Genomic DNA, 18,805 nt, shown 5'->3' with positions numbered 1-18,805 from the left:
GCTGACTGCCAGCGGTGCCTAAAGCACCTGGGCCAGGAACCGCTGCAGTCGATCGGTCTGTGCGGCCTCGAAGATCTGCTCCGGGGGACCGGCTTCCACGACCTTGCCGTGATCCATGAAGACGACCGCATCCGATGTCGAGCGGGCGAAGCCCATTTCGTGGGTGACCACTAGCATCGTCATACCGTCGGCACCGAGGTCGGCGATCAGTCCCAGGATGTCCTTGACCATTTCGGGATCCAGCGCAGAGGTCGCTTCGTCGAAGAACATCACCTGCGGGGCCATGGCCAGCGCTCGCGCAATCGCAACACGTTGCTGTTGGCCGCCCGATAGCATGCCGGGACGCGCGGCGGCCTTGTGTTTCAGGCCAACTCGCTCCAAGTGGCGCAGCGCCAGGTCCCGCGCCGCACCGGCGGACAGCCCGCGCAGCTTGCGCGGCGCCAGCGCCACGTTGTCGAGCACGCTGCGGTGCGGGAAGAGATTGAAATGCTGGAACACCATGCCGATGCGCTGACGCAGTTCGTTGGGGTTGTCCCGCAACACCGATCGCCCGTCGAGAAGGATGTCGCCACTATCCGGCTCGTGCAACCGGTTGAGGGTGCGCAGCAACGTCGACTTACCCGAGCCCGACGGACCGATCACCGCCGCGGTGGTGCCTGCCCGGACGTCGATATCGACGCCGCGCAGCACCGCGTTGCCGCCCAGCGCCTGGTGAATATCTTTGGCAACCAACGAAACCGGCGTACGGCGCGCCTCGCTGGTCACGTCATCTCCTGGCCAATGGTCGAACTGACGACCTCGGACGGATCCTGCGGATCGATCCTGGCACGGCCGCGCCGAAGCCGCGCGTCGATGTAGTTCACCAGGTGGGTCAACGGGATGGTCAGCAGCAGATAGAAGATGCCCGCGGCCACCAACGGCGACAGGTTACCGGTTTGCGCGTTGAGGTCGCGGCCGATTTGGAACAGTTCGCGCTGTCTGGCCACCAGGCCCAGGAAGTACACCAGGGCAGAGGCTTTCAGCAGTGCGATGAACTGGTTGACCAATGCCGGCAGCACTCGCCGTATTCCCTGGGGCACCACCACCAGTCGCATCGCCGCGGAGTAGCTGAAACCCAGGGCGCGGGCGGCCTCGAGCTGCCCGGCGTCCACGCTTTGGATTCCGGAACGCAGGATCTCGCCGACGTAGGCGCCGGCCATCAACCCCAGTGCGGCGATGCCCAACGGGTAAGGGTTGTTGTTGGTCAGCCCGCCCACGATCGGCCCGACACCCAGCCCGATGATCAGGATGATCACCACCTCGGGCAGGCCGCGGAAGATATCGGTGTACACCCGCGCCGGCCACCGCAGCCAGCGCTTCTGCGAGATCCCGGCGACGGCCAGCGCCATGCCGATTGCCAGCCCGATCGCGGCGGCGCTGACGGTCAGGATCAACGTGTTGGGTAACCCCGTATAGAACAGCGTCGGAATGGCCTGCCGGTACATGTCCCAGTCGAAAAAGGACTCTCGAAGCTGCGCCAGGGTCGACTTGGGTGCGGCCGGCTGGAGCGGCCTGCGGTGCTGACCGGCCGCGATTGCGGCGAAATCCGGCAACGTCGGGGCAGCGACGGCTTTCGAGCCGGGTTTCCACCCGGGCGGCAACGTGCGGGGAACCCAGTTGCTGTACAGATCCGCCCAAGTTCCGTTGGCGATCACCGCGTCCAGTCCCGAGTTCAGCGCGTCGATGAGCGCGGGGTTGTCCTTGGCGACCGCATAGGCCACGAAATCGTCGGTACTGAACGTGTTCGCGACGATGACCGCCGGATCGCCCGGCCGCATGGCCGCCGCTGCTTGGTTCGCCGGTGCCACCCACGCGTCGATCTGATGGGTTTTCAGACTGCCGTACACGGTGGCGAAGTCGGGATACTTCACCGGTTGCAGGTGCAGGGTGTCGACGACGTAGGACTCCTCGACCGTGCCTTGAACCACGCCGATGCGCTGACCCGCGGCCAGGTCGGTGAAGTTGGTGATCGCCGAACCGGGAGGCACCACCAGCGAGTAGTAGCCGAAGTCGTAGCCGTTGGTGAAAGCGACCGTGCGTCGGCGGGCATCGGTGGCCTTGACCGATGCCGAGCCAACGTCGAAACGTCGTGATGCCACCTGGGCAAGCAACCCGGAGAAGTCGGTGCCGACGAAGCGGACGTGCAGGCCAAGTTTGGCGGCGATGGCGCGTAACAACTCGTTGTCGAAGCCGGTGAACCGTCCGGTCGAGTTGATGCAGACGTTCGGCGGGGCATCCGAGAGCGTGCCTACCGTCAGCACCCCGGGTGCGCCCAGCCCCAGCGCGTTGACATTGATCGAGCTCAACGGCACGACGGTGGCGGTGGTGTCGGTGTCGTCCCCCGCGCCCGCCACGCCGGCCCTGGTCAGGTTCTCGGGCAGAACCGTCGCACTCTCCACACCGGCGGGGGCACACTGATGCCGGTCTGCTGCCGCGGGCGCGGCGGTTGCCAGGCTAGCGAGGATCAGTACTGTCGCGGCCGCGGCCAGCAGTCTGCGCCCGATTCCGGCGCGGGGACCCACACGTGGACTCATCACCGCCACCGTATCGGCCGACCGGATGGCGCGCGCCGCTCAGAGCACGATCGATGACGGCTCGCGAGTGCCGGCCAGAACGCCGACGGCCGATGGCTCCGGAGCCATCGCCGTGAGGCGTACCGGAATCTGGTCCGGCCCGATCCCGCCGTGCGGCGTGAAGACCCGGCGACGGAATAGTTCGGCCAGCATCGTGTGAGCCATCAGCTGGGAGCGTCCGATACATGCGGCCCGCGCGGCTTCCGGATCACGCCGATGTATTGCGGAGTGCTCGTCTTCGTAGAACGACAGCATGTCGTCGCGGCCGTTCTGGTAGGTCAGCCAAAAGGCGCGGGGAATCAGGTTTTGCGAGGCACGGATGCTGGCGTGCAGCCGCGGCCCCGCGTACTCGTCGTTGACCGTTCGACGGTATTCGTGCGCGACTTCGGAAAAACTCCGCGGTTCCTTCGACGTGCGCAACGAGCGCATCAGCGCGTCGAGCTGGCCCAGGATCCGGGGTGTGGGGTTGGCCGCGGCCCGGGCCGACGCAATCCCGTTGAGCAGGCCGTCGAGCTCGTGATGTTCGAGGACGGTGGCTTCGTCGAACCGCTCGACGAACGCCCCGCGGTGATAGCGAGTCGACACGACGCCGTCGTGTTCGAGTTGCACCAGTGCCTCTTGTATCGGGACGCGGCTGACTCCCAGGCCCTGCGCGATTTCATTGCGGTCGACGCGGTCGCCGCTGCGCAGTTTGCCAGTCAGAATCAGGTCGAGGATGTGCGAAACGACCTGGTCTTTTTCTTTGATCCCATATTTCTTAGGCATCGGGTTCCGTCGAGTTCCGTCGAGTCTCTTCCAGCCGCTCCGGCTGTCGGCGCTGGCAAGTTTCTCACGACTGACTGCGTGCGTTCGGGTGTTTGGCGCAGAAATCCACGCGACCGCAAACTAACGGCTGTCACGCCATCGGCAGAGCGCCTCTGCGGCGGTGAGATCGTAGTCAGGACCGTCGCAGCCGACCGTCAGCAGCGTGACCCCAAGCGCGGTGAGCGCTTCGGCGTCAGCGATCCCGCCCGTTACCGCGGCCGAGCGTTCGATCGCGGCCGGATCCCGGCCGACATCGGCGCAGTGCCGGTTCAATACCGCGGCCTTGGCCGCGAACTCGTCGGCGGCGGTGAAGCTGTGCCACATGTCGGCGTGTTCGGCCACCACTCGCAGCGTCTTGCGTTCGCCGCCGCCGCCGATCAGCACCGGAATATTACGGGTGGGCGGTGGATTCAGTTTGGCGAGTCGGGCCTTGATTCGCGGGAGCGCGGCGGCCAGGTCGTCGAGGCGACTGCCGGCGGTGCCGAATTCGTAGCCGTATTCGTCGTAGTCCTTTTGTTTCCAGCCTGAACCGATGCCCAGTACCAGTCGGCCGCCCGAAATGTGGTCGACTGTCCGGGCCATGTCGGCCAGCAGCTCCGGGTTGCGGTAGGAGTTGCAGGTCACCAGGGCGCCGATCTGGATGCGTGACGTCTGCTCGGCCCACGCTCCGAGCATGGTCCAGCATTCGAAGTGCGCACCGTCGGGATCGCCGTAGAGCGGGAAGAAGTGGTCCCAGTTGAAGGCGATGTCGACGCCGATATCCTCGCAGCGGCGGACGGCGTCGCGGATGTGGCCGTAGTGCGGGGCGTGCTGCGGCTGGAGCTGCACGCCGATGCGGATGGGTAGCTCGGGATGCACGGCTGAGGTCATACGACCACGGTAGGCCCGGCGCCCTGGGCAGAACGCTCAGTGGCTGCCGAACACTCCGCGCAGGATGTCGACGAGCGTGCGCGGTTGGTCGCTTTGCACCGAGTGGCCCGAATCTTCTACGACGTGCTCACCAAGGAAATGCGTTGCACGCCTGCTTAATTCGGCAACGTCTTCGTCGGTGACGAAGCCCGACTTGCCGCCGCGCACGAGTGTGATCGGTGCCGACAACGCGTCGACGTCATCCCACAAACTGGCGAAGTCCGGGAAGCTGCGGATGGCGTCGTAGCGCCAGGTCCAGTTGCCGTTGTCGAGTCGACGGGAGTTGTGGAACACGCCGCGGCGCAACGCCTTCACCTCGCGATGCGGTGCCGCGGCGATGGTCAGGTCCAGCATCGCCTGGAAGCTGGGAAATTCTCGCTCACCGTGCATGAGCGCCACCGTGCCGCGCTGGTCGGCGGTCATTTCGGCGTGTCGCTGCAGCGCCGACGGGGTGACGTCGATGACGACGAGCTCGTCGACGAGCTCGGGGGCTACCGCGCCCAGCCGGATGGCGGTGAGCCCGCCCAGCGACATCCCGACGACGAATTCGGCCGCCGGTGCCAGCTCCCGCAGCACCGGGGCCAGGGCGTCGGCATTGTGCTGCGGCGAATAGTCGCCGTCCTCGCGCCAACCGGAATGACCGTGCCCCGGCAGATCTACCGCCAGCGCCGGCTCGCCAAGGCCGACGATCACGGTGTCCCAGGTGTGGGCATTCTGGCCGCCGCCGTGGAGGAAGACCACTCGCGGCGCCGAGCCGCCCCAGCGCAGCGCGCTGATTCTGCCCGCAGCGGTGTCGGCTTCCACCCGCTCTACTTCCGGCAGCGGGCCGGTAGCACCGGCCTGCTCGGCGTTTTCGGCCAGTAGATCGAACTCGGAGAGTCCGGTCAGTTCCTCGTCGGAAATCTCGGTCACGGCTCTGACTCTACGAGTCATGCCCGAGCGTCACGCGAGCGTCACGGGGGATCGCTTTATCATCGCGGAGTGGCGGCCACCATCGCGCTTCTGGTCTACGGGAATGCGGTGCCGGGGGCGGAAAGTCCCGCTAGCTCTCACTCGGAAATTCATGGTGATCACGAATGCTGCTGGTCAACGATGTTCGCTTGCGCAGCCTTGACTGCCCACGCACACCTGATGCTCTGTTTCAGCACGTCGATGCCGCACCGTCGCTCAAACCCTTTGTGATGGCAGGCGTTCGGGGGATGTCTCACGTGCTCATCCAGTCGGATGTCACTCCGCCGCAGCGTCGTTAAGCCTTGCACACTCGGCGCCATCAGCCACCGACCCAACCGCACCAGTACGCGATTTTCATCTCCGCACACCGGGGCGCAGCCCCACGACCGCACTAAGGGACGACGCGGGACATGGTCGTTCTGGCGAGGACCTGGTTCCCGTCGGCAACCCACGTTCACGCGTGAGAGAGCCAGCGGCGGGGAGACGCTCTAGTCCGGCCCGATGATGAACTCTTCGAGTTGCGTGCGCGCAATATCGTCCGGCAACTGCTGCGGCGGGCTCTTCATCAGGTAGGCCGATGCCGGGATCACCGGTCCGCCGACGCCGCGGTCCTTGGCGATCTTCGCCGCGCGCACCGCGTCGATGATGACGCCCGCCGAGTTCGGCGAATCCCACACCTCGAGCTTGTATTCCAGATTCAGCGGCACGTCACCGAAGGCGCGCCCTTCCAGGCGCACGTAGGCCCATTTGCGGTCGTCGAGCCAGCCGACATGGTCGGACGGGCCGATGTGCACATCCTTGGTCTTGAACTCGCGCTGCAGGTTGGAGGTGACCGCCTGCGTCTTGGAGATCTTCTTCGATTCCAGCCGTTCCCGTTCGAGCATGTTGAGGAAGTCCATGTTGCCGCCCACGTTGAGCTGCATGGTGCGGTCCAGTTGCACGCCGCGGTCCTCGAACAACTTGGCCAGTACGCGGTGCGTGATCGTCGCCCCGACCTGGCTCTTGATGTCGTCACCGACAATCGGCACTCCGGCGTCGGCGAATTTCTTGGCCCACACCGGGTCGGAGGCGATGAACACCGGCAGCGCATTGACGAACGCCACCCCGGCGTCGATGGCGCACTGGGCGTAGAACTTGTCGGCTTCTTCCGAACCCACCGGGAGGTAGGAGACCAGCACGTCGGCCTTGGCGTCCCGCAGCACCTGCACCACGTCAACGGGCTCGGCGTCGGACAGCTCGATCGTGTCGGCGTAGTACTTGCCGATGCCATCCAATGTCGGACCGCGTTGGACGGTCACGTTGGTCGGCGCCACGTCGGCGATCTTGATGGTGTTGTTCTCCGAAGCGAAAATCGCGTCCGACAGGTCGAACCCGACCTTCTTGGCGTCCACGTCGAACGCGGCCACGAACTTGACGTCGCGGACGTGGTACGGACCGAACCGCACGTGCATCAGCCCGGGCACCGTCGAGGAGTCGTCGGCGTTGTGGTAGTACTCGACGCCCTGGACCAGCGAGGACGCGCAGTTGCCGACGCCGACAATGGCGACCCGTACCTCAGGCTGCGCTCCCGGCGCCCCTAACGGCTTGTACTCACTCATTCGGGCGTTCTCCTAACCTCATAGCTTCGGGCAGTGTCTTGTGTCGTTGTGCAGGGCTGTTGTGCAGAGTTCACGTCTGTTCGGCGTGATTGGGCGCTGCCCGTTCTGCGGCGATGAGCTCGTTGAGCCACTTGACTTCACGCTCGCTGGACTCGAGCCCGAGCTGGTGCAGTTGCCGGGTATAGCGGTCCAACGAGTTGCTGGCCCGCGCCACCGCTTCGCGCAGGCCTTCGCGGCGCTCTTCGACCTGGCGGCGACGGCCTTCCAGGATGCGCATCCGAGCCTCGGCCGGAGTGCGGTTGAAGAACGCGAGATGCACTCCGAAGCCGTCGTCGGTGTAGTTGTGCGGGCCGGTGTCGGCGACCAGTTCGGCAAAGCGTCGCCGGCCCTCGTCGGTGAGCTGGTAGACCCGGCGTGCGCGCCGCACGGGCGTGCCGGCCGGCGCGGCATTCTCCGCGATCAGCCCCTCGGCCTGCATCCGCCGCAGCGCCGGATACAGCGAGCCGTACGAGAATGCCCGGAATGCGCCGAGCAACCCGGTCAGCCGTTTACGCAACTCGTAGCCGTGCATGGGCGACTCGATCAGGAGGCCCAGAATGGCAAGTTCCAGCATCGAGTCACCCCCTTGGTATGGCTGCTGTATGGCTGCTGTATGGCTGGTTGCGTGAACTACTTAGCGGTTCGACGCCTCGCGTCATCGTATCGTTTCGATATATTTGCCACAAACCATGCGGCGTTGGTGAGTTGTTCGTCACGTGTGAGCGGCGTGCACACGTGGCCTGCCGGCTTCGCTACGACGGGTAACTCACCTGTTTGACGGTGCCGTCACCAGCGAAGACGATATAGCCGCCGCCGTAGTCGCTGGAAACATACACCGACAGCGATAGCGCCCTGGGCGTGGTGGGGTCTTCGGCCGGATCGATGACCAGGTACATGTTGGTGACGTCGGACGGCTTCATGCCCAACGTCTCCGCGGCGCCCCGCATGATCCCCACCGTCGCCTTCACGTCGAACTTGCCCAGGTCGACCAGGGCCCCATCGCTACCGCCCTTGGCGGAGCTGGTCGGATCGCCCCAGCCGCCGCGGTAGGTGTAACTCAGCACCCTGCGGTCGTCGGCGGGGTCCTTGCGATCGAGCACCGCGTACGTCGGATAGATCACCAAGCGGTACCCCATGGTGTCACCGAATCTCTTGCGTGTCTGCTCCAGCAGACCGGTGAGCCCACCGAGGGAGTGCAACTGCTTGGGCGGGGTCAGCACCACGGCGGCGACGCCGTCGGGCTTGGCTCCCGGGTCCGTCGTGAAATCCAGCGGTGAGCTGGTGTTGCCGTACAGACCCCAGCCGATGCCGACACCCAACAGCACCGACACCCCGAATGCGGCCGCGAGCAACCCCAATCCGTTGCGCCGTGCCCGGGACTTGAGTGCGGGAACCTCCGCGGGTGCACTCTCGGACTGCAGATCGGCGATCAGGTTCTGCAGGTCGCCCAGCGTCACGGCCTTGGTGGCGGTGCTCACCCGATCGCGGTGCTCTTCCATCGAGAGCTGGCCGTCGTTGAGGGCGGCGTCGAGAATCTGGCAGGCGTCTTGCCGGTCGCTGTCCTTGGCCCGGGTCGTCGTCGATCCTCCACGAGCAAGCGGTGCGCCCAGCCATTTCGCCACGGGGATGATCGTAGAAGTCGGGCTTGTGGGGCCGCGATTGAGCATCGGTTGCCGGTCGGTGGTGCGGGTCCCGATGCCGCCGCTCCTGCCCGGGCTGTGCCCAGGCCGTGCCGGGCTGCATCGTCACGACGCGAAAGCGACGTACTCTGGTCAGCGTGCAACTGCAGCGACAGGTGGTGGACTATGCGCTTCGCCGGCGTTCACTGCTGGCCGAGGTGTACTCGGGACGCACCGGCGTCTCCGAGGTCTGTGACGCGAATCCCTATCTGTTGCGCGCCGCAAAGTTTCACGGGAAGCGAAGCCGGGTGGTCTGCCCGATCTGCCGCAAAGAGCAGCTGACGATCGTGTCCTGGGTGTTCGGCGAGCACCTGGGCGCGATCTCGGGCTCGGCGCGGACCGCCGAGGAGCTGGTCATGCTCGCCACCCGGTTCACGGAGTTTGCGGTCCACGTCGTGGAGGTGTGCCGGACCTGCAGTTGGAATCACCTGGTCAAGTCGTATGTGCTGGGCGGGGCCCGTCCGGCGCGACCCCCAAGGGCCCGGAGGGGGGCCGCCGGAACGCGGACGGCGCGCAACGGCGCCCGCACGGCCAGTGAATAGCGAAGGGCGCCACCACCAGTCGTCGAGTGACGCTGCAAGCGGACCGGCGGCTGAGGGTGTGGACCAATCCAACGGGAACCCCAGTAGCCCAGAAGGCGCACGTCCGTCGGCGGGCCCGCGCCGCCAGGTTCCGCCCGACGATCGAATGACCACGATCATCCCGCCGGTGACCGATGACCGATCGTTGCGGCACGCGGACCCGATCGAGGAAGTCAGGGCTGCTCTGGACAATCCGCCGACGGCACCCCTGCATCGCGACCCGCTGGAGCAGGTCAAGGCGGCGCTGAACAGTCCGGAGCCGCGCCCTCGGCACGAGCGGCTGAGCGGCGCGGGTCGTCGGCCGGGGCCTCCTGGGCCTCCCGGCCCGGGCGGCCCGACGGGCGCTCGGTCGGCCAGGTCAAGGCCCGACTGGGTCCAGCAGATCAACTGGAAATGGGTGCGGCGGTCGGTAGCCTTTGCCGCAGCGGCGATGATCTTGTTGCCGATCGTCACCTTCACCATGGCCTACTTCATTGTCGACGTACCGAGGCCGGGGGACATCCGCACCAACCAGGTCTCCACGATTCTGGCCAGCGATGGCTCCGAAATTGCCAAAATCGTTCCGCCTGAAGGTAATCGGGTGGATGTCAACCTCAGCCAGGTGCCGGTGCACGTACGTCAGGCGGTCATCGCGGCTGAGGACCGCGGCTTTTACTCCAACCCCGGCTTCTCGTTCAGCGGTTTCGCCCGGGCGGTGAAGAACAACCTGTTCGGCGGCGACCTGCAGGGCGGTTCCACGATCACCCAGCAGTACGTCAAGAACGCGCTGGTCGGTTCCGCACAGCACGGGTGGAGCGGCCTGCTGCGCAAGTCCAAGGAGTTGGTCATCGCTACCAAGATGTCCGGGGAGTGGTCCAAAGACGACGTGCTGCAGGCATATTTGAACATCATCTACTTCGGGCGGGGTGCTTACGGTATCTCGGCGGCTTCGAAGGCCTACTTCGACAAGCCGGTCGAGCAGCTCACCGTGTCCGAGGGGGCGTTGCTGGCGGCGCTGATCAGGCGACCTTCCACGCTGGACCCGGCGGTCGACCCGGAAGGCGCAGTCGCGCGGTGGAACTGGGTGCTCGACGGCATGGTCGAGACCAAGGCGCTGTCCGCCGAGGACCGCGCCAAACAGCAGTTTCCCAAGACCGTCCCGCCGGAGCAGGCCCGCGCGGAAAACCAGACCACCGGACCCAACGGGCTGATCGAACGACAGGTGACCAAGGAATTATTGGAGCTGTTCAACATCGATGAGCAAACCCTGAACACCCAGGGGTTGCAGGTCACCACCACGATCGATCCGCAAGCCCAGCGGGCGGCCGAAAAGGCGGTGGCCAAATACCTCGACGGGCAGGACCCCGATATGCGCGCGGCGTTGGTGTCCATCGACCCGCACAACGGAGGCGTGCGCGCCTACTACGGCGGCGACAACGCCAACGGCTACGACTTCGCCCAGGCAGGTTTGCAGACCGGATCCTCGTTCAAGGTGTTCGCGTTGGTGGCGGCGCTCGAGCAGGGAATCGGGCTGGGTTATCAGGTCGACAGCTCACCGCTCACGGTAGACGGCATCAAGATCACCAATGTCGACGGCGACGGTTGCGGGACGTGCAACATCGCCGAGGCGCTCAAGATGTCGCTGAACACCTCCTATTACCGGCTGATGCTCAAACTGAAGGGCGGCCCCCAGGCCGTCGCCGACGCCGCCCACCAAGCCGGTGTGGCCGACAGTTTTCCGGGAGTGCCCCACACGCTGTCCGAGGATGGCAAGGGTGGGCCGCCCAACAACGGGATCGTGTTGGGCCAGTACCAAACCCGGGTGATCGATATGGCAACGGCGTACGCCACGCTGGCCGCGTCGGGCAGCTATCACCGGCCGCACTTCGTCCAAAAGGTGGTCAACGCGGAAGGTCACGTTCTCTTCGACGCCACCACCCAGAACGACTCCGGTGAGCAGCGCATCCCCAAAGCCGTGGCCGACAACGTCACCGCGGCGATGATGCCGATCGCGGGCTATTCACGCGGCCACAACCTGGCCGGCGGCCGGCCTTCGGCCGCCAAGACCGGCACGGTGCAATTGGGTGACACCACCGCCAACAAGGACGCCTGGATGGTCGGCTACACCCCGTCGCTGTCCACCGCCGTGTGGGTCGGGACGGTCAAGGGGGACGAGCCGCTGGTGACCGCCTCGGGCGCAGCGGTTTACGGCTCGGGTCTGCCATCGGATATCTGGAAGGCGACCATGGACGGGGCCCTGAAGGGCTCCCAGAACGAGAGCTTCCCCAAGCCCGACGAGATAGGCGGCTACGCCGGCGTGCCGGCACCGCCGCCTCCGCCGTCAGCGGCGCCGCCTTCGGAGACCGTCATCCAACCCACCGTCGAAGTGGCGCCGGGGATCACCATTCCCGTCGGTCCGCCCACCACCGTCACGCTCGCGCCCGGGCCGCCGTCCGCTCCACCGCCGGCCGACAATCCCACACCGCCACCGTGACGGATATCCGGACCCATCTAGCAGCCGGCTCACTCACCTCGCCCGCGCCGTTGGCCCGCGACCTACGTAGTGCAGACACCCGCGATTGTCCCAGCCGCACCGACGTTTTGGGTTCTGCTCTGGCCGATGTCATCGGTGGGCCGGTGGGCCGGCACGCCTTGATCGGACGTGCCCGGTTCATGACCCCGTTGCGGGTGATGTTTGTGATCGCGCTGGTGTTTCTGGCGCTCGGCTGGTCGACGAAGGCCGCGTGCCTGCAAAGCACCGGGACCGGGCCGGGTGACAAGCGGGTGGCCAACTGGGACAACCAGCGCGCCTATTACGAATTGTGCTACTCCGACACCGTGCCGCTCTACGGCGCAGAGCTGTTGAGCCAGGGCAAGTTTCCCTATAAATCCAGCTGGGTCGAAACGGACAGCACCGGCACACCGCAGATCCAATACAACGGGCGGTTGGCGGTGCGCTACATGGAATATCCGGTGTTGACCGGGATATACCAGTACGTGTCGATGGCTATTGCCAAGACCTACACCGCGTTGAGCAACGTCACGCCGCTACCGGTGATCGCCGAAGTGGTGATGTTCTTCAACGCCGCGGCGTTCGGGCTGGCGATCGCCTGGTTGGCTACCGTGTGGGCAACCTCGGGCCTGGCCGGCCGCCGGATCTGGGATGCGGCGCTGGTGGCGGCATCACCGCTGCTGATCTTCCAGATATTCACCAACTTCGACGCACTGGCAACGGCTTTCGCAATGGGCGGACTGCTGGCGTGGGCGCGCCGCAGACCGTGGCTGGCCGGACTGCTGATCGGTGTGGGTGCTGCGGCCAAGTTGTATCCGCTGTTGTTCCTGGGCCCGCTGGTGGTGCTGGGAATTCGGACCGGACGGCTGGGTGCCGTGGGCCGCACGGCGGTCGCTGCGGCGGTGACCTGGCTGGTGGTCAATCTGCCCATCATGGTGCTCTATCCGCGGGGCTGGTCGGAGTTCTTCCGGCTCAACACCCGGCGCGGCGACGACATGGATTCGCTGTACCACGTCGTGAAGTCCTTTACCGGTTGGCGCGGCTTCGATCCCGCACGGGGCTTCTGGGAGCCGCCGCTGGTGCTGAACACGGTCGTGACGGTGTTGTTTGCATTGTCTTGTGCCGCAATCGCTTACATCGCGTTCACTGCACCGCAGCGGCCGCGGGTGGCGCAGCTGATGTTTCTGGTGGTGGCAGTGTTCCTGTTGACCAACAAGGTATGGAGCCCGCAGTTCTCGCTGTGGTTGGTACCCCTGGCCGTGCTTGCCCTGCCGCACCGCCGGATTCTGCTGGCGTGGATGACAATTGACGCGCTGGTGTGGGTGCCGCGGATGTATTACCTGTACGGCAACCCGAACCGCTCACTGCTCCAGCAGTGGTTCACCTCGACGGTGTTGTTGCGCGATATTGCTGTTATCATGCTGTGTGGGTTGATAATTCGACAGATATATCGACCCCGGGAGGATTTGGTGCGCTGGAATGGGCGAGTCGACGATCCCGCGGGCGGTGGTTACGACCGCGCCCCGGACGCCGCACCCGACTGGCTGCCGAACTGGCTGCGCCCAGTCGCATCGCGGCCGGAGCTGGCGGCGCCTGCAGCTATTGACGTGCGAGAGCCCTGATGCAGGTCGCCATCCCGCTGTTCCCGAGGTTCACCGCGTTGGACGCCATCGGTCCCTATGAAGTCCTGCAACGTATTCCGTCGATCGACGTGGTTTTCGTCGGGCACCGACGCGGCGAGTTGCGCACCGAAAACGGCATGCTCGGCCTTGTCTGCGATGCCACCTTCGACGAAGTCGGTACACCCGATGTCGTGGTGTTTCCCGGTGGCATCGGAACCCGGGTGCTGCTGGACGATGGCATCATCCGCGGCTGGCTGCAATCGGTCCACCCGCACACCAGGTTCACCACCTCGGTGTGCACCGGAGCGTTGTTGCTCGCCGCCGCGGGGCTGCTCGACGGTCTGACCGCCACGACGCATTGGCGCGCCGCAGAGCAGCTCAACGAGCTGGGCGCGCGGTATGTGCCCGACCGCGTCGTCGAACACCTGCCGCAGCGCATCATCACCGCCGCCGGGGTCTCCAGCGGCATCGACATGGCTTTGCGGTTGGTCGAGTTGCTGGTTGATCGGGAAGCCGCCCAGGCCGCCCAGCTGCTCATCGAATACGACCCGCGGCCGCCGTTCGCCTCGGGATCGCTGGCCACTGCCGACGAGGCAACGAGGATCCGGGCCGCAGAATTCCTGCGCAGTCGGAAGTGACCGGCTTTCTGGCCGCCAGATTGCCATGAGGGCTGCGGTCCGGCTCGAGACCACGCCCACCAGTGCAATCTGGGCGCGGACCGCGGCTTTGTTCGGCGATTTTTCGGGTCGGCGCGCTATCCGGTAGCCTGGGACGGTTGCCGACGCAGGCGACCCTCCTGCCACGGACCGACCGTGGCCGCTCAGACCAGAGGAGGTGATGAGGTCTCTATGCGTCCATACGAAATCATGATCATCCTCGATCCCACTCTCGACGAACGCACCGTCGCCCCGTCCCTGGAGACGTTCCTGAACGTCGTCCGGAAGGACGGCGGAAAAGTCGAAAAGGTTGACATCTGGGGCCGGCGGCGGTTGGCCTACGAGATCGCCAAGCACTCCGAGGGCATCTACGTCGTCGTCGACCTGAAAGCTGCCCCGGCGACGGTATCCGAACTGGACCGCCAGCTGAGCCTCAACGAGTCGGTACTGCGCACCAAGGTGATGCGCGCCGACAAGCACTAGCCCGGCGACGATGCGGCCGCGAAGCGGGGGCGAAGGAGCCGGGCAAATCGAGCACCGCCCGGCGACGATGCGGCCGTGTAGCGGGGGCGAAGGAGCCGGGCAAATCGAGCACCGCCCGGCGACGATGCGGCCGTGTAGCGGGGGCGAAGGAGCCGGGCAAATCGAGCACCAGCCGTCGCTGTCAGCCCTGTTGCATAGGCTCGAGTCAAAGACGCTCATGACTACCCGCCAGGCGAGGATCGGGCGGAACAAGGAGAACTATTGTGGCTGGTGACACCACCATCACCGTCGTCGGAAACCTGACCGCTGATCCCGAGCTACGGTTCACGCCGTCGGGTGCCGCCGTCGCGAATTTCACCGTCGCGTCGACGCCCCGGATCTACGACCGGCAGACCGGTGAATGGAAGGACGGCGAGGCGCTTTTCCTGCGCTGCAACATCTGGCGGGAGGCCGCCGAAAACGTGGCGGAAAGCCTGACCAGGGGTGCGCGGGTCATCGTCACCGGCCGGCTCAAGCAACGTTCGTTCGAAACCCGTGAAGGCGAGAAGCGCACCGTCGTCGAGGTCGAGGTCGACGAGATCGGGCCGTCACTGCGGTATGCCACCGCCAAAGTCAACAAGGCCAGCCGAAGTGGCGGTGGCGGCGGCTTTGGCGGCGGTGGCGGGTCCCGACCGGCGACCCCGCCGGCCGGCGGCACACCCGGTCCCGGTCCCGGTGACGACCCGTGGGGCAGCGCCCCCGCCTCGGGCTCATTCGGCGGCGATGACGAGCCGCCCTTCTGATCGACAACACGTCCCATCACTGAGCAACGGAAAGAAAGACACACATGGCCAAGTCCAGCAAGCGACGCCCGGCTCCGGAAAAGCCGGTCAAGGCGCGCAAATGCGTCTTCTGTGCAAAGAAGGATCAGAAGATCGACTACAAGGACACCGCGCTGCTGCGGACCTATATCAGCGAGCGCGGCAAGATCCGGGCACGCCGGGTCACCGGCAACTGTGTGCAGCACCAACGAGACATCGCAACCGCGGTGAAGAATGCCCGTGAAGTCGCGCTGCTGCCCTTTACCTCGTCGGTGCGCTAGCCGACCGTAAGCGCTGCAACCCCAACGAAAGTACGCAAACGATGAAGCTGATTCTGACGGCTGACGTTGACCACCTTGGTTCCGTCGGCGACACGGTCGAGGTCAAGGACGGGTACGGCCGCAACTTCCTGCTGCCCCGCGGCCTGGCGATCATGGCCTCGCGCGGTGCCCAACGGCAGGCCGACGACATCCGCCGCGCCCGCGAGTCCAAAGCGGTGCGCGACCGCGAACATGCCAACGAAATCAAGGCGGCCATCGAAGCGCTTGGCCCGGTCGCGCTGCCGGTGAAAACGGCGGGCGACTCCGGCAAGCTGTTCGGTTCGGTGACAGCGGGCGACATCGTCTCGGCCATCAAGAAGGCGGGCGGCCCGAATCTCGACAAGCGGATCCTCCGGCTACCCAAGGCCCACATCAAGGCGGTGGGCACGCATCCGGTGGTGGTGCACCTGCACCCGGAAGTCGACGTCGAGATCTCGCTCGACGTCGTCGCGGAAACCTAACCCCTCAAAGCTGTCCACCCGGTGGAGCCCAGGATGGCCCCGCCGGGTTTTCGGCTGCCCGAATCTAGCCGCCGCCCCGCCCGGCGCGTTGCCGAAAAAGTTGCCGCTGGCGAACTTTTCCGATGGCGTCTTGGCGCGCCCGCCGTTACCAAGGCTTAACTCGCCGAAAATCTCGGCGAAAACCAACACGCCCGAGGCGGTAACCTGGCCCGACACGCCGGGGAGATTGTTGTCCACACAATACGGGTGCCGTTGTACGGCGTTTATCAGCAGTGATGTCGCAACTACCCGCATTGATCCACAGGTTTTGCACACCCCGTTCAACACAGCGGTCAACGGATATGCACACACCATGCACAGCTTCATAAACAACGGCCCCTTGGAGGACCGGCCAGCAACGTTTAGCGTCGTCCCGGCGCAGGCGATGCGGGCGCCTTCGGGCGGCCAATTGAGCTGGGGCGGTGACGATGTGGGTGGCGTAGCGACCCGTCGGGTAGCCGGCCAACCGAGCTGGGAGCGGGGATTGTTGTCGGAGCCTTGATTTACGCTCTGGTTACCGGCGGTCGAATGTGTGTTCGGATGCTCATGTCGGAGGAGGTGAGGGCCCATGGCGGTTGTCGACGATCTCGCCCACCCCGGAATGGATGCCCCGCCTCCCAGTGAGGACTTTGGCCGTCAACCCCCGCAGGATCTTGCCGCGGAACAGTCCGTACTGGGCGGGATGCTGTTGAGCAAGGACGCCATCGCCGATGTGCTGGAACGGCTGCGGCCCGGTGATTTCTATCGTCCGGCCCACCAGAACGTCTACGATGCCATCCTCGACTTGTATGGGCGCGGCGAGCCGGCCGACGCGGTGACGGTCGCCGCCGAACTGGACCGTCGCGGGCTGCTGCGCCGCATCGGCGGCGCACCGTATCTGCATACCCTGATCTCGACGGTGCCGACCGCCGCCAATGCGGGTTACTACGCCAGCATCGTCGCGGAGAAGGCGGTGCTGCGTCGGTTGGTCGAGGCGGGCACCCGGGTGGTGCAGTACGGCTATGCCGGTGCCGAGGGCGCCGACGTGGCCGAGGTGGTCGACCGCGCCCAGGCGGAAATCTACGACGTCGCCAACCGGCGGTTGTCGGAAGACTTTGTGCCGCTTGAGGATCTGCTGCAGCCGACGATGGACGAGATCGACGCCATCGCCTCCAATGGCGGTGTCTCGCGCGGTGTGCTGACGGGCTTTAGCGAACTGGACGAGGTGACCAACGGCCTGCACCCGGGGCAGATGATCATTGTCGCGGCGCGTCCGGGAGTGGGCAAGGCGCTGGCGCTGGACACACCGCTGCCCACACCGGCCGGTTGGACCACGATGGGCGACGTCGCCGTCGGCGATGAGTTGCTCGATGCCGACGGCTTGCCGACGCGGGTGGTCGGTGCGACGGACGTCATGTTGGGACGCCCGTGCTATCAGATCGAGTTCTCGGACGGCACAACGATTGTCGCCGATGCCGAACATCAGTGGCTGACCGGCCATGGGATCCGAACGTCAGCTCAGCTGCGTTGTGGGCTGGACACGATTACGCCGGCCGGCTCGATGGTGCCCTGCGCCGGACACCGGCCCACCGCCACGCTGGCACCGGTTTTGCGGGTCGTCTCGGTGCGCCGGGTGCCCAGTGTCGCGGTGCGCTGCGTCGAGGTGGACAACGCCGCGCATCTTTATCTGGCCGGCCGCGGCATGGTGCCGACACACAACTCCACCCTCGGGTTGGACTTCCTGCGGTCGTGCTCGATCAAACACCGCCAGGCCAGCATCATCTTCTCGCTGGAGATGAGCAAGTCCGAGATCGTGATGCGGCTGTTGTCGGCGGAGGCGAAAATCAAGCTCTCCGATATGCGTTCGGGCCGCATGACCGATGATGACTGGACGCGGCTGGCCCGGCGGATGAGCGAAATCAGCGAAGCGCCACTGTATATCGACGACTCGCCGAACATGACGATGATGGAGATCCGCGCCAAAGCGCGCCGGCTGCGGCAGAAGGCCAACCTGCGTCTGGTCGTTGTCGACTACATGCAGCTGATGACCTCGGGCAAGAAGCACGAGTCGCGGCAGGTCGAGGTGTCGGAATTCTCGCGGCAACTCAAGCTGCTCGCCAAGGAGCTCGAGGTGCCGGTGGTCGCGATCAGCCAGCTCAACCGCGGCCCCGAGCAGCGCACCGACAAGAAGCCGATGTTGTCTGACCTTCGCGAGTCGGGAAGCCTCGAACAAGATGCTGACGTCGTCATTCTGCTGCACCGGCCGGACGCGTTCGACCGCGATGATCCACGTGGGGGAGAGGCGGATTTCATTCTCGCCAAGCACCGTAACGGTCCGACGAAGACGGTGACCGTCGCACACCAGCTGCACCTGTCGCGGTTCGCCAACATGGCTCGGTGAGTTACGTCACTGTAGGTTCTCACGGAGCGTGGCGGATTCTCACGAATGATGGCGGATCCGCCATGTTGGTGAGACACGCGGACTATCCAATCCCAGCGGTGTGTCGACGACCATGTGACGATCACGTCACCGAAGCAGTCTGATCCGATTGCAGGGCCGAGGTGATCGCTATGGGCCGCAGCAGCGGCAAGGCGTCGACTGCCTCTGTCTCATATCGATGTGCCGACGACCTGAGTGAAGTTGCAAGAGACTGGACTGCGGCCGAGATCGACCAACTTGCCGGCGCGACACCCTGGCGGACCTTTCGATGGCACCGCGGGCAGAAACATTACGCGGGCACGGGCTTCCCTCCGCGTTTGATCGGTGTTGCTGACGCCATT

General features: G+C 65.5%; 18 protein-coding genes. 10 read left to right on the top strand and 8 right to left on the bottom strand.

Annotated elements, in window-relative coordinates:
* Positions 1 to 18: 18 nt before the first annotated feature.
* From CDN38_RS13350 to CDN38_RS13330, 5 genes are all read right to left on the bottom strand, one after another.
* On the bottom strand, positions 19 to 765 hold the full coding sequence (locus tag CDN38_RS13350; RefSeq protein WP_075509299.1) for an amino acid ABC transporter ATP-binding protein: 747 nt from the start codon (positions 763 to 765) through the stop codon (positions 19 to 21).
* Positions 762 to 2,573 (bottom strand): ABC transporter substrate-binding protein/permease, encoded by a 1,812-nt coding sequence (locus tag CDN38_RS13345; RefSeq protein ID WP_075509343.1) that lies wholly within the window; start codon positions 2,571 to 2,573, stop codon positions 762 to 764. The genes CDN38_RS13350 and CDN38_RS13345 overlap by 4 nt, the downstream gene beginning before the upstream one ends.
* Positions 2,574 to 2,612: 39 nt before the next feature.
* Complete coding sequence (locus CDN38_RS13340) at positions 2,613 to 3,377, bottom strand: GntR family transcriptional regulator (RefSeq protein WP_075509300.1); 765 nt, start codon at positions 3,375 to 3,377, stop codon at positions 2,613 to 2,615.
* Between the two features lie 120 nt (positions 3,378 to 3,497).
* Complete coding sequence (locus CDN38_RS13335) at positions 3,498 to 4,286, bottom strand: LLM class F420-dependent oxidoreductase (protein ID WP_099318995.1); 789 nt, start codon at positions 4,284 to 4,286, stop codon at positions 3,498 to 3,500.
* A 36-nt stretch (positions 4,287 to 4,322) separates the two neighbouring features.
* Positions 4,323 to 5,228, bottom strand: coding sequence for an Rv0045c family esterase (locus CDN38_RS13330; protein WP_408633072.1), 906 nt, complete (start codon positions 5,226 to 5,228; stop codon positions 4,323 to 4,325).
* Between the two features lie 173 nt (positions 5,229 to 5,401).
* Between CDN38_RS13330 and CDN38_RS29425 the strand changes: the two genes are divergently transcribed.
* The gene (locus CDN38_RS29425; protein ID WP_180276323.1) at positions 5,402 to 5,575 is read left to right on the top strand and encodes a hypothetical protein; all 174 of its coding nucleotides are present in this window, start codon (positions 5,402 to 5,404) and stop codon (positions 5,573 to 5,575) included.
* A gap of 189 nt (positions 5,576 to 5,764) precedes the next feature.
* Here the strand turns inward: CDN38_RS29425 and CDN38_RS13325 are convergent, their stop codons facing one another.
* The 3 genes from CDN38_RS13325 to CDN38_RS13315 all read right to left on the bottom strand — a co-directional run bounded on the left by CDN38_RS13325 (position 5,765) and on the right by CDN38_RS13315 (position 8,535).
* Entirely contained in the window at positions 5,765 to 6,874 is a 1,110-nt protein-coding gene (locus CDN38_RS13325) for an inositol-3-phosphate synthase (RefSeq protein WP_075509303.1), read from the bottom strand.
* A gap of 70 nt (positions 6,875 to 6,944) precedes the next feature.
* Entirely contained in the window at positions 6,945 to 7,487 is a 543-nt protein-coding gene (locus CDN38_RS13320; RefSeq protein WP_023369138.1) for a PadR family transcriptional regulator, read from the bottom strand.
* Positions 7,488 to 7,665: 178 nt separating this feature from the next.
* Positions 7,666 to 8,535, bottom strand: coding sequence for a DUF1707 SHOCT-like domain-containing protein (locus CDN38_RS13315; RefSeq protein WP_075509304.1), 870 nt, complete (start codon positions 8,533 to 8,535; stop codon positions 7,666 to 7,668).
* A 155-nt stretch (positions 8,536 to 8,690) separates the two neighbouring features.
* On the opposite strand from CDN38_RS13315, the gene CDN38_RS13310 reads away from it, so the two are divergent.
* From CDN38_RS13310 to dnaB, 9 genes are all read left to right on the top strand, one after another.
* The gene (locus CDN38_RS13310; protein ID WP_075509305.1) at positions 8,691 to 9,134 is read left to right on the top strand and encodes a DUF5318 family protein; all 444 of its coding nucleotides are present in this window, start codon (positions 8,691 to 8,693) and stop codon (positions 9,132 to 9,134) included.
* Positions 9,127 to 11,646, top strand: coding sequence for a transglycosylase domain-containing protein (locus CDN38_RS13305; protein ID WP_075509306.1), 2,520 nt, complete (start codon positions 9,127 to 9,129; stop codon positions 11,644 to 11,646). Before CDN38_RS13310 ends, CDN38_RS13305 begins: the two co-directional genes overlap by 8 nt.
* A gap of 5 nt (positions 11,647 to 11,651) precedes the next feature.
* Positions 11,652 to 13,286, top strand: a complete 1,635-nt coding sequence (locus CDN38_RS13300) for a glycosyltransferase family 87 protein (protein ID WP_099319388.1) — start codon at positions 11,652 to 11,654, stop codon at positions 13,284 to 13,286.
* Complete coding sequence (locus CDN38_RS13295) at positions 13,286 to 13,924, top strand: DJ-1/PfpI family protein (protein ID WP_075509308.1); 639 nt, start codon at positions 13,286 to 13,288, stop codon at positions 13,922 to 13,924. The genes CDN38_RS13300 and CDN38_RS13295 overlap by 1 nt, the downstream gene beginning before the upstream one ends.
* Before the next feature lie 210 nt (positions 13,925 to 14,134).
* Positions 14,135 to 14,425 (top strand): 30S ribosomal protein S6, encoded by a 291-nt coding sequence (gene rpsF, locus CDN38_RS13290; RefSeq protein ID WP_023369150.1) that lies wholly within the window; start codon positions 14,135 to 14,137, stop codon positions 14,423 to 14,425.
* A 263-nt stretch (positions 14,426 to 14,688) separates the two neighbouring features.
* Positions 14,689 to 15,207, top strand: a complete 519-nt coding sequence (locus CDN38_RS13280; protein WP_075509310.1) for a single-stranded DNA-binding protein — start codon at positions 14,689 to 14,691, stop codon at positions 15,205 to 15,207.
* Positions 15,208 to 15,251: 44 nt separating this feature from the next.
* Positions 15,252 to 15,506 (top strand): 30S ribosomal protein S18, encoded by a 255-nt coding sequence (gene rpsR, locus CDN38_RS13275; RefSeq protein ID WP_075509311.1) that lies wholly within the window; start codon positions 15,252 to 15,254, stop codon positions 15,504 to 15,506.
* 41 nt (positions 15,507 to 15,547) lie between these two features.
* Positions 15,548 to 16,006, top strand: a complete 459-nt coding sequence (gene rplI / locus CDN38_RS13270) for a 50S ribosomal protein L9 (RefSeq protein WP_075509312.1) — start codon at positions 15,548 to 15,550, stop codon at positions 16,004 to 16,006.
* A 607-nt stretch (positions 16,007 to 16,613) separates the two neighbouring features.
* Positions 16,614 to 18,425 carry a replicative DNA helicase gene (gene dnaB / locus CDN38_RS13265; RefSeq protein WP_075509313.1) on the top strand — a complete coding sequence of 604 codons (1,812 nt, stop codon included), beginning with the start codon at positions 16,614 to 16,616 and terminating at the stop codon, positions 18,423 to 18,425.
* Positions 18,426 to 18,805 lie beyond the last annotated feature (380 nt).

The organism is Mycobacterium ostraviense (genome assembly GCF_002705925.1).
Lineage (GTDB): Bacteria > Actinomycetota > Actinomycetes > Mycobacteriales > Mycobacteriaceae > Mycobacterium > Mycobacterium ostraviense.
The sequence above is the reverse complement of the archived record's forward strand: the minus strand, read 5'-3'. Positions and strand labels throughout refer to the sequence as shown.

Excerpts from the sequence above, each read along its gene's own strand:
- CDN38_RS13345 (WP_075509343.1), bottom strand. The coding sequence starts at position 2,573 with ATGAGTCCACGTGTGGGTCCCCGCGCCGGAATCGGGCGCAGACTGCTG.
- CDN38_RS13340 (WP_075509300.1), bottom strand. The coding sequence starts at position 3,377 with ATGCCTAAGAAATATGGGATCAAAGAAAAAGACCAGGTCGTTTCGCAC.
- CDN38_RS13335 (WP_099318995.1), bottom strand. The coding sequence starts at position 4,286 with ATGACCTCAGCCGTGCATCCCGAGCTACCCATCCGCATCGGCGTGCAG.
- CDN38_RS29425 (WP_180276323.1), top strand. The coding sequence starts at position 5,402 with ATGCTGCTGGTCAACGATGTTCGCTTGCGCAGCCTTGACTGCCCACGC.
- CDN38_RS13325 (WP_075509303.1), bottom strand. The coding sequence starts at position 6,874 with ATGAGTGAGTACAAGCCGTTAGGGGCGCCGGGAGCGCAGCCTGAGGTA.
- CDN38_RS13320 (WP_023369138.1), bottom strand. The coding sequence starts at position 7,487 with ATGCTGGAACTTGCCATTCTGGGCCTCCTGATCGAGTCGCCCATGCAC.
- CDN38_RS13295 (WP_075509308.1), top strand. The coding sequence starts at position 13,286 with ATGCAGGTCGCCATCCCGCTGTTCCCGAGGTTCACCGCGTTGGACGCC.
- rpsF (WP_023369150.1), top strand. The coding sequence starts at position 14,135 with ATGCGTCCATACGAAATCATGATCATCCTCGATCCCACTCTCGACGAA.
- rpsR (WP_075509311.1), top strand. The coding sequence starts at position 15,252 with ATGGCCAAGTCCAGCAAGCGACGCCCGGCTCCGGAAAAGCCGGTCAAG.
- rplI (WP_075509312.1), top strand. The coding sequence starts at position 15,548 with ATGAAGCTGATTCTGACGGCTGACGTTGACCACCTTGGTTCCGTCGGC.
- dnaB (WP_075509313.1), top strand. The coding sequence starts at position 16,614 with ATGGCGGTTGTCGACGATCTCGCCCACCCCGGAATGGATGCCCCGCCT.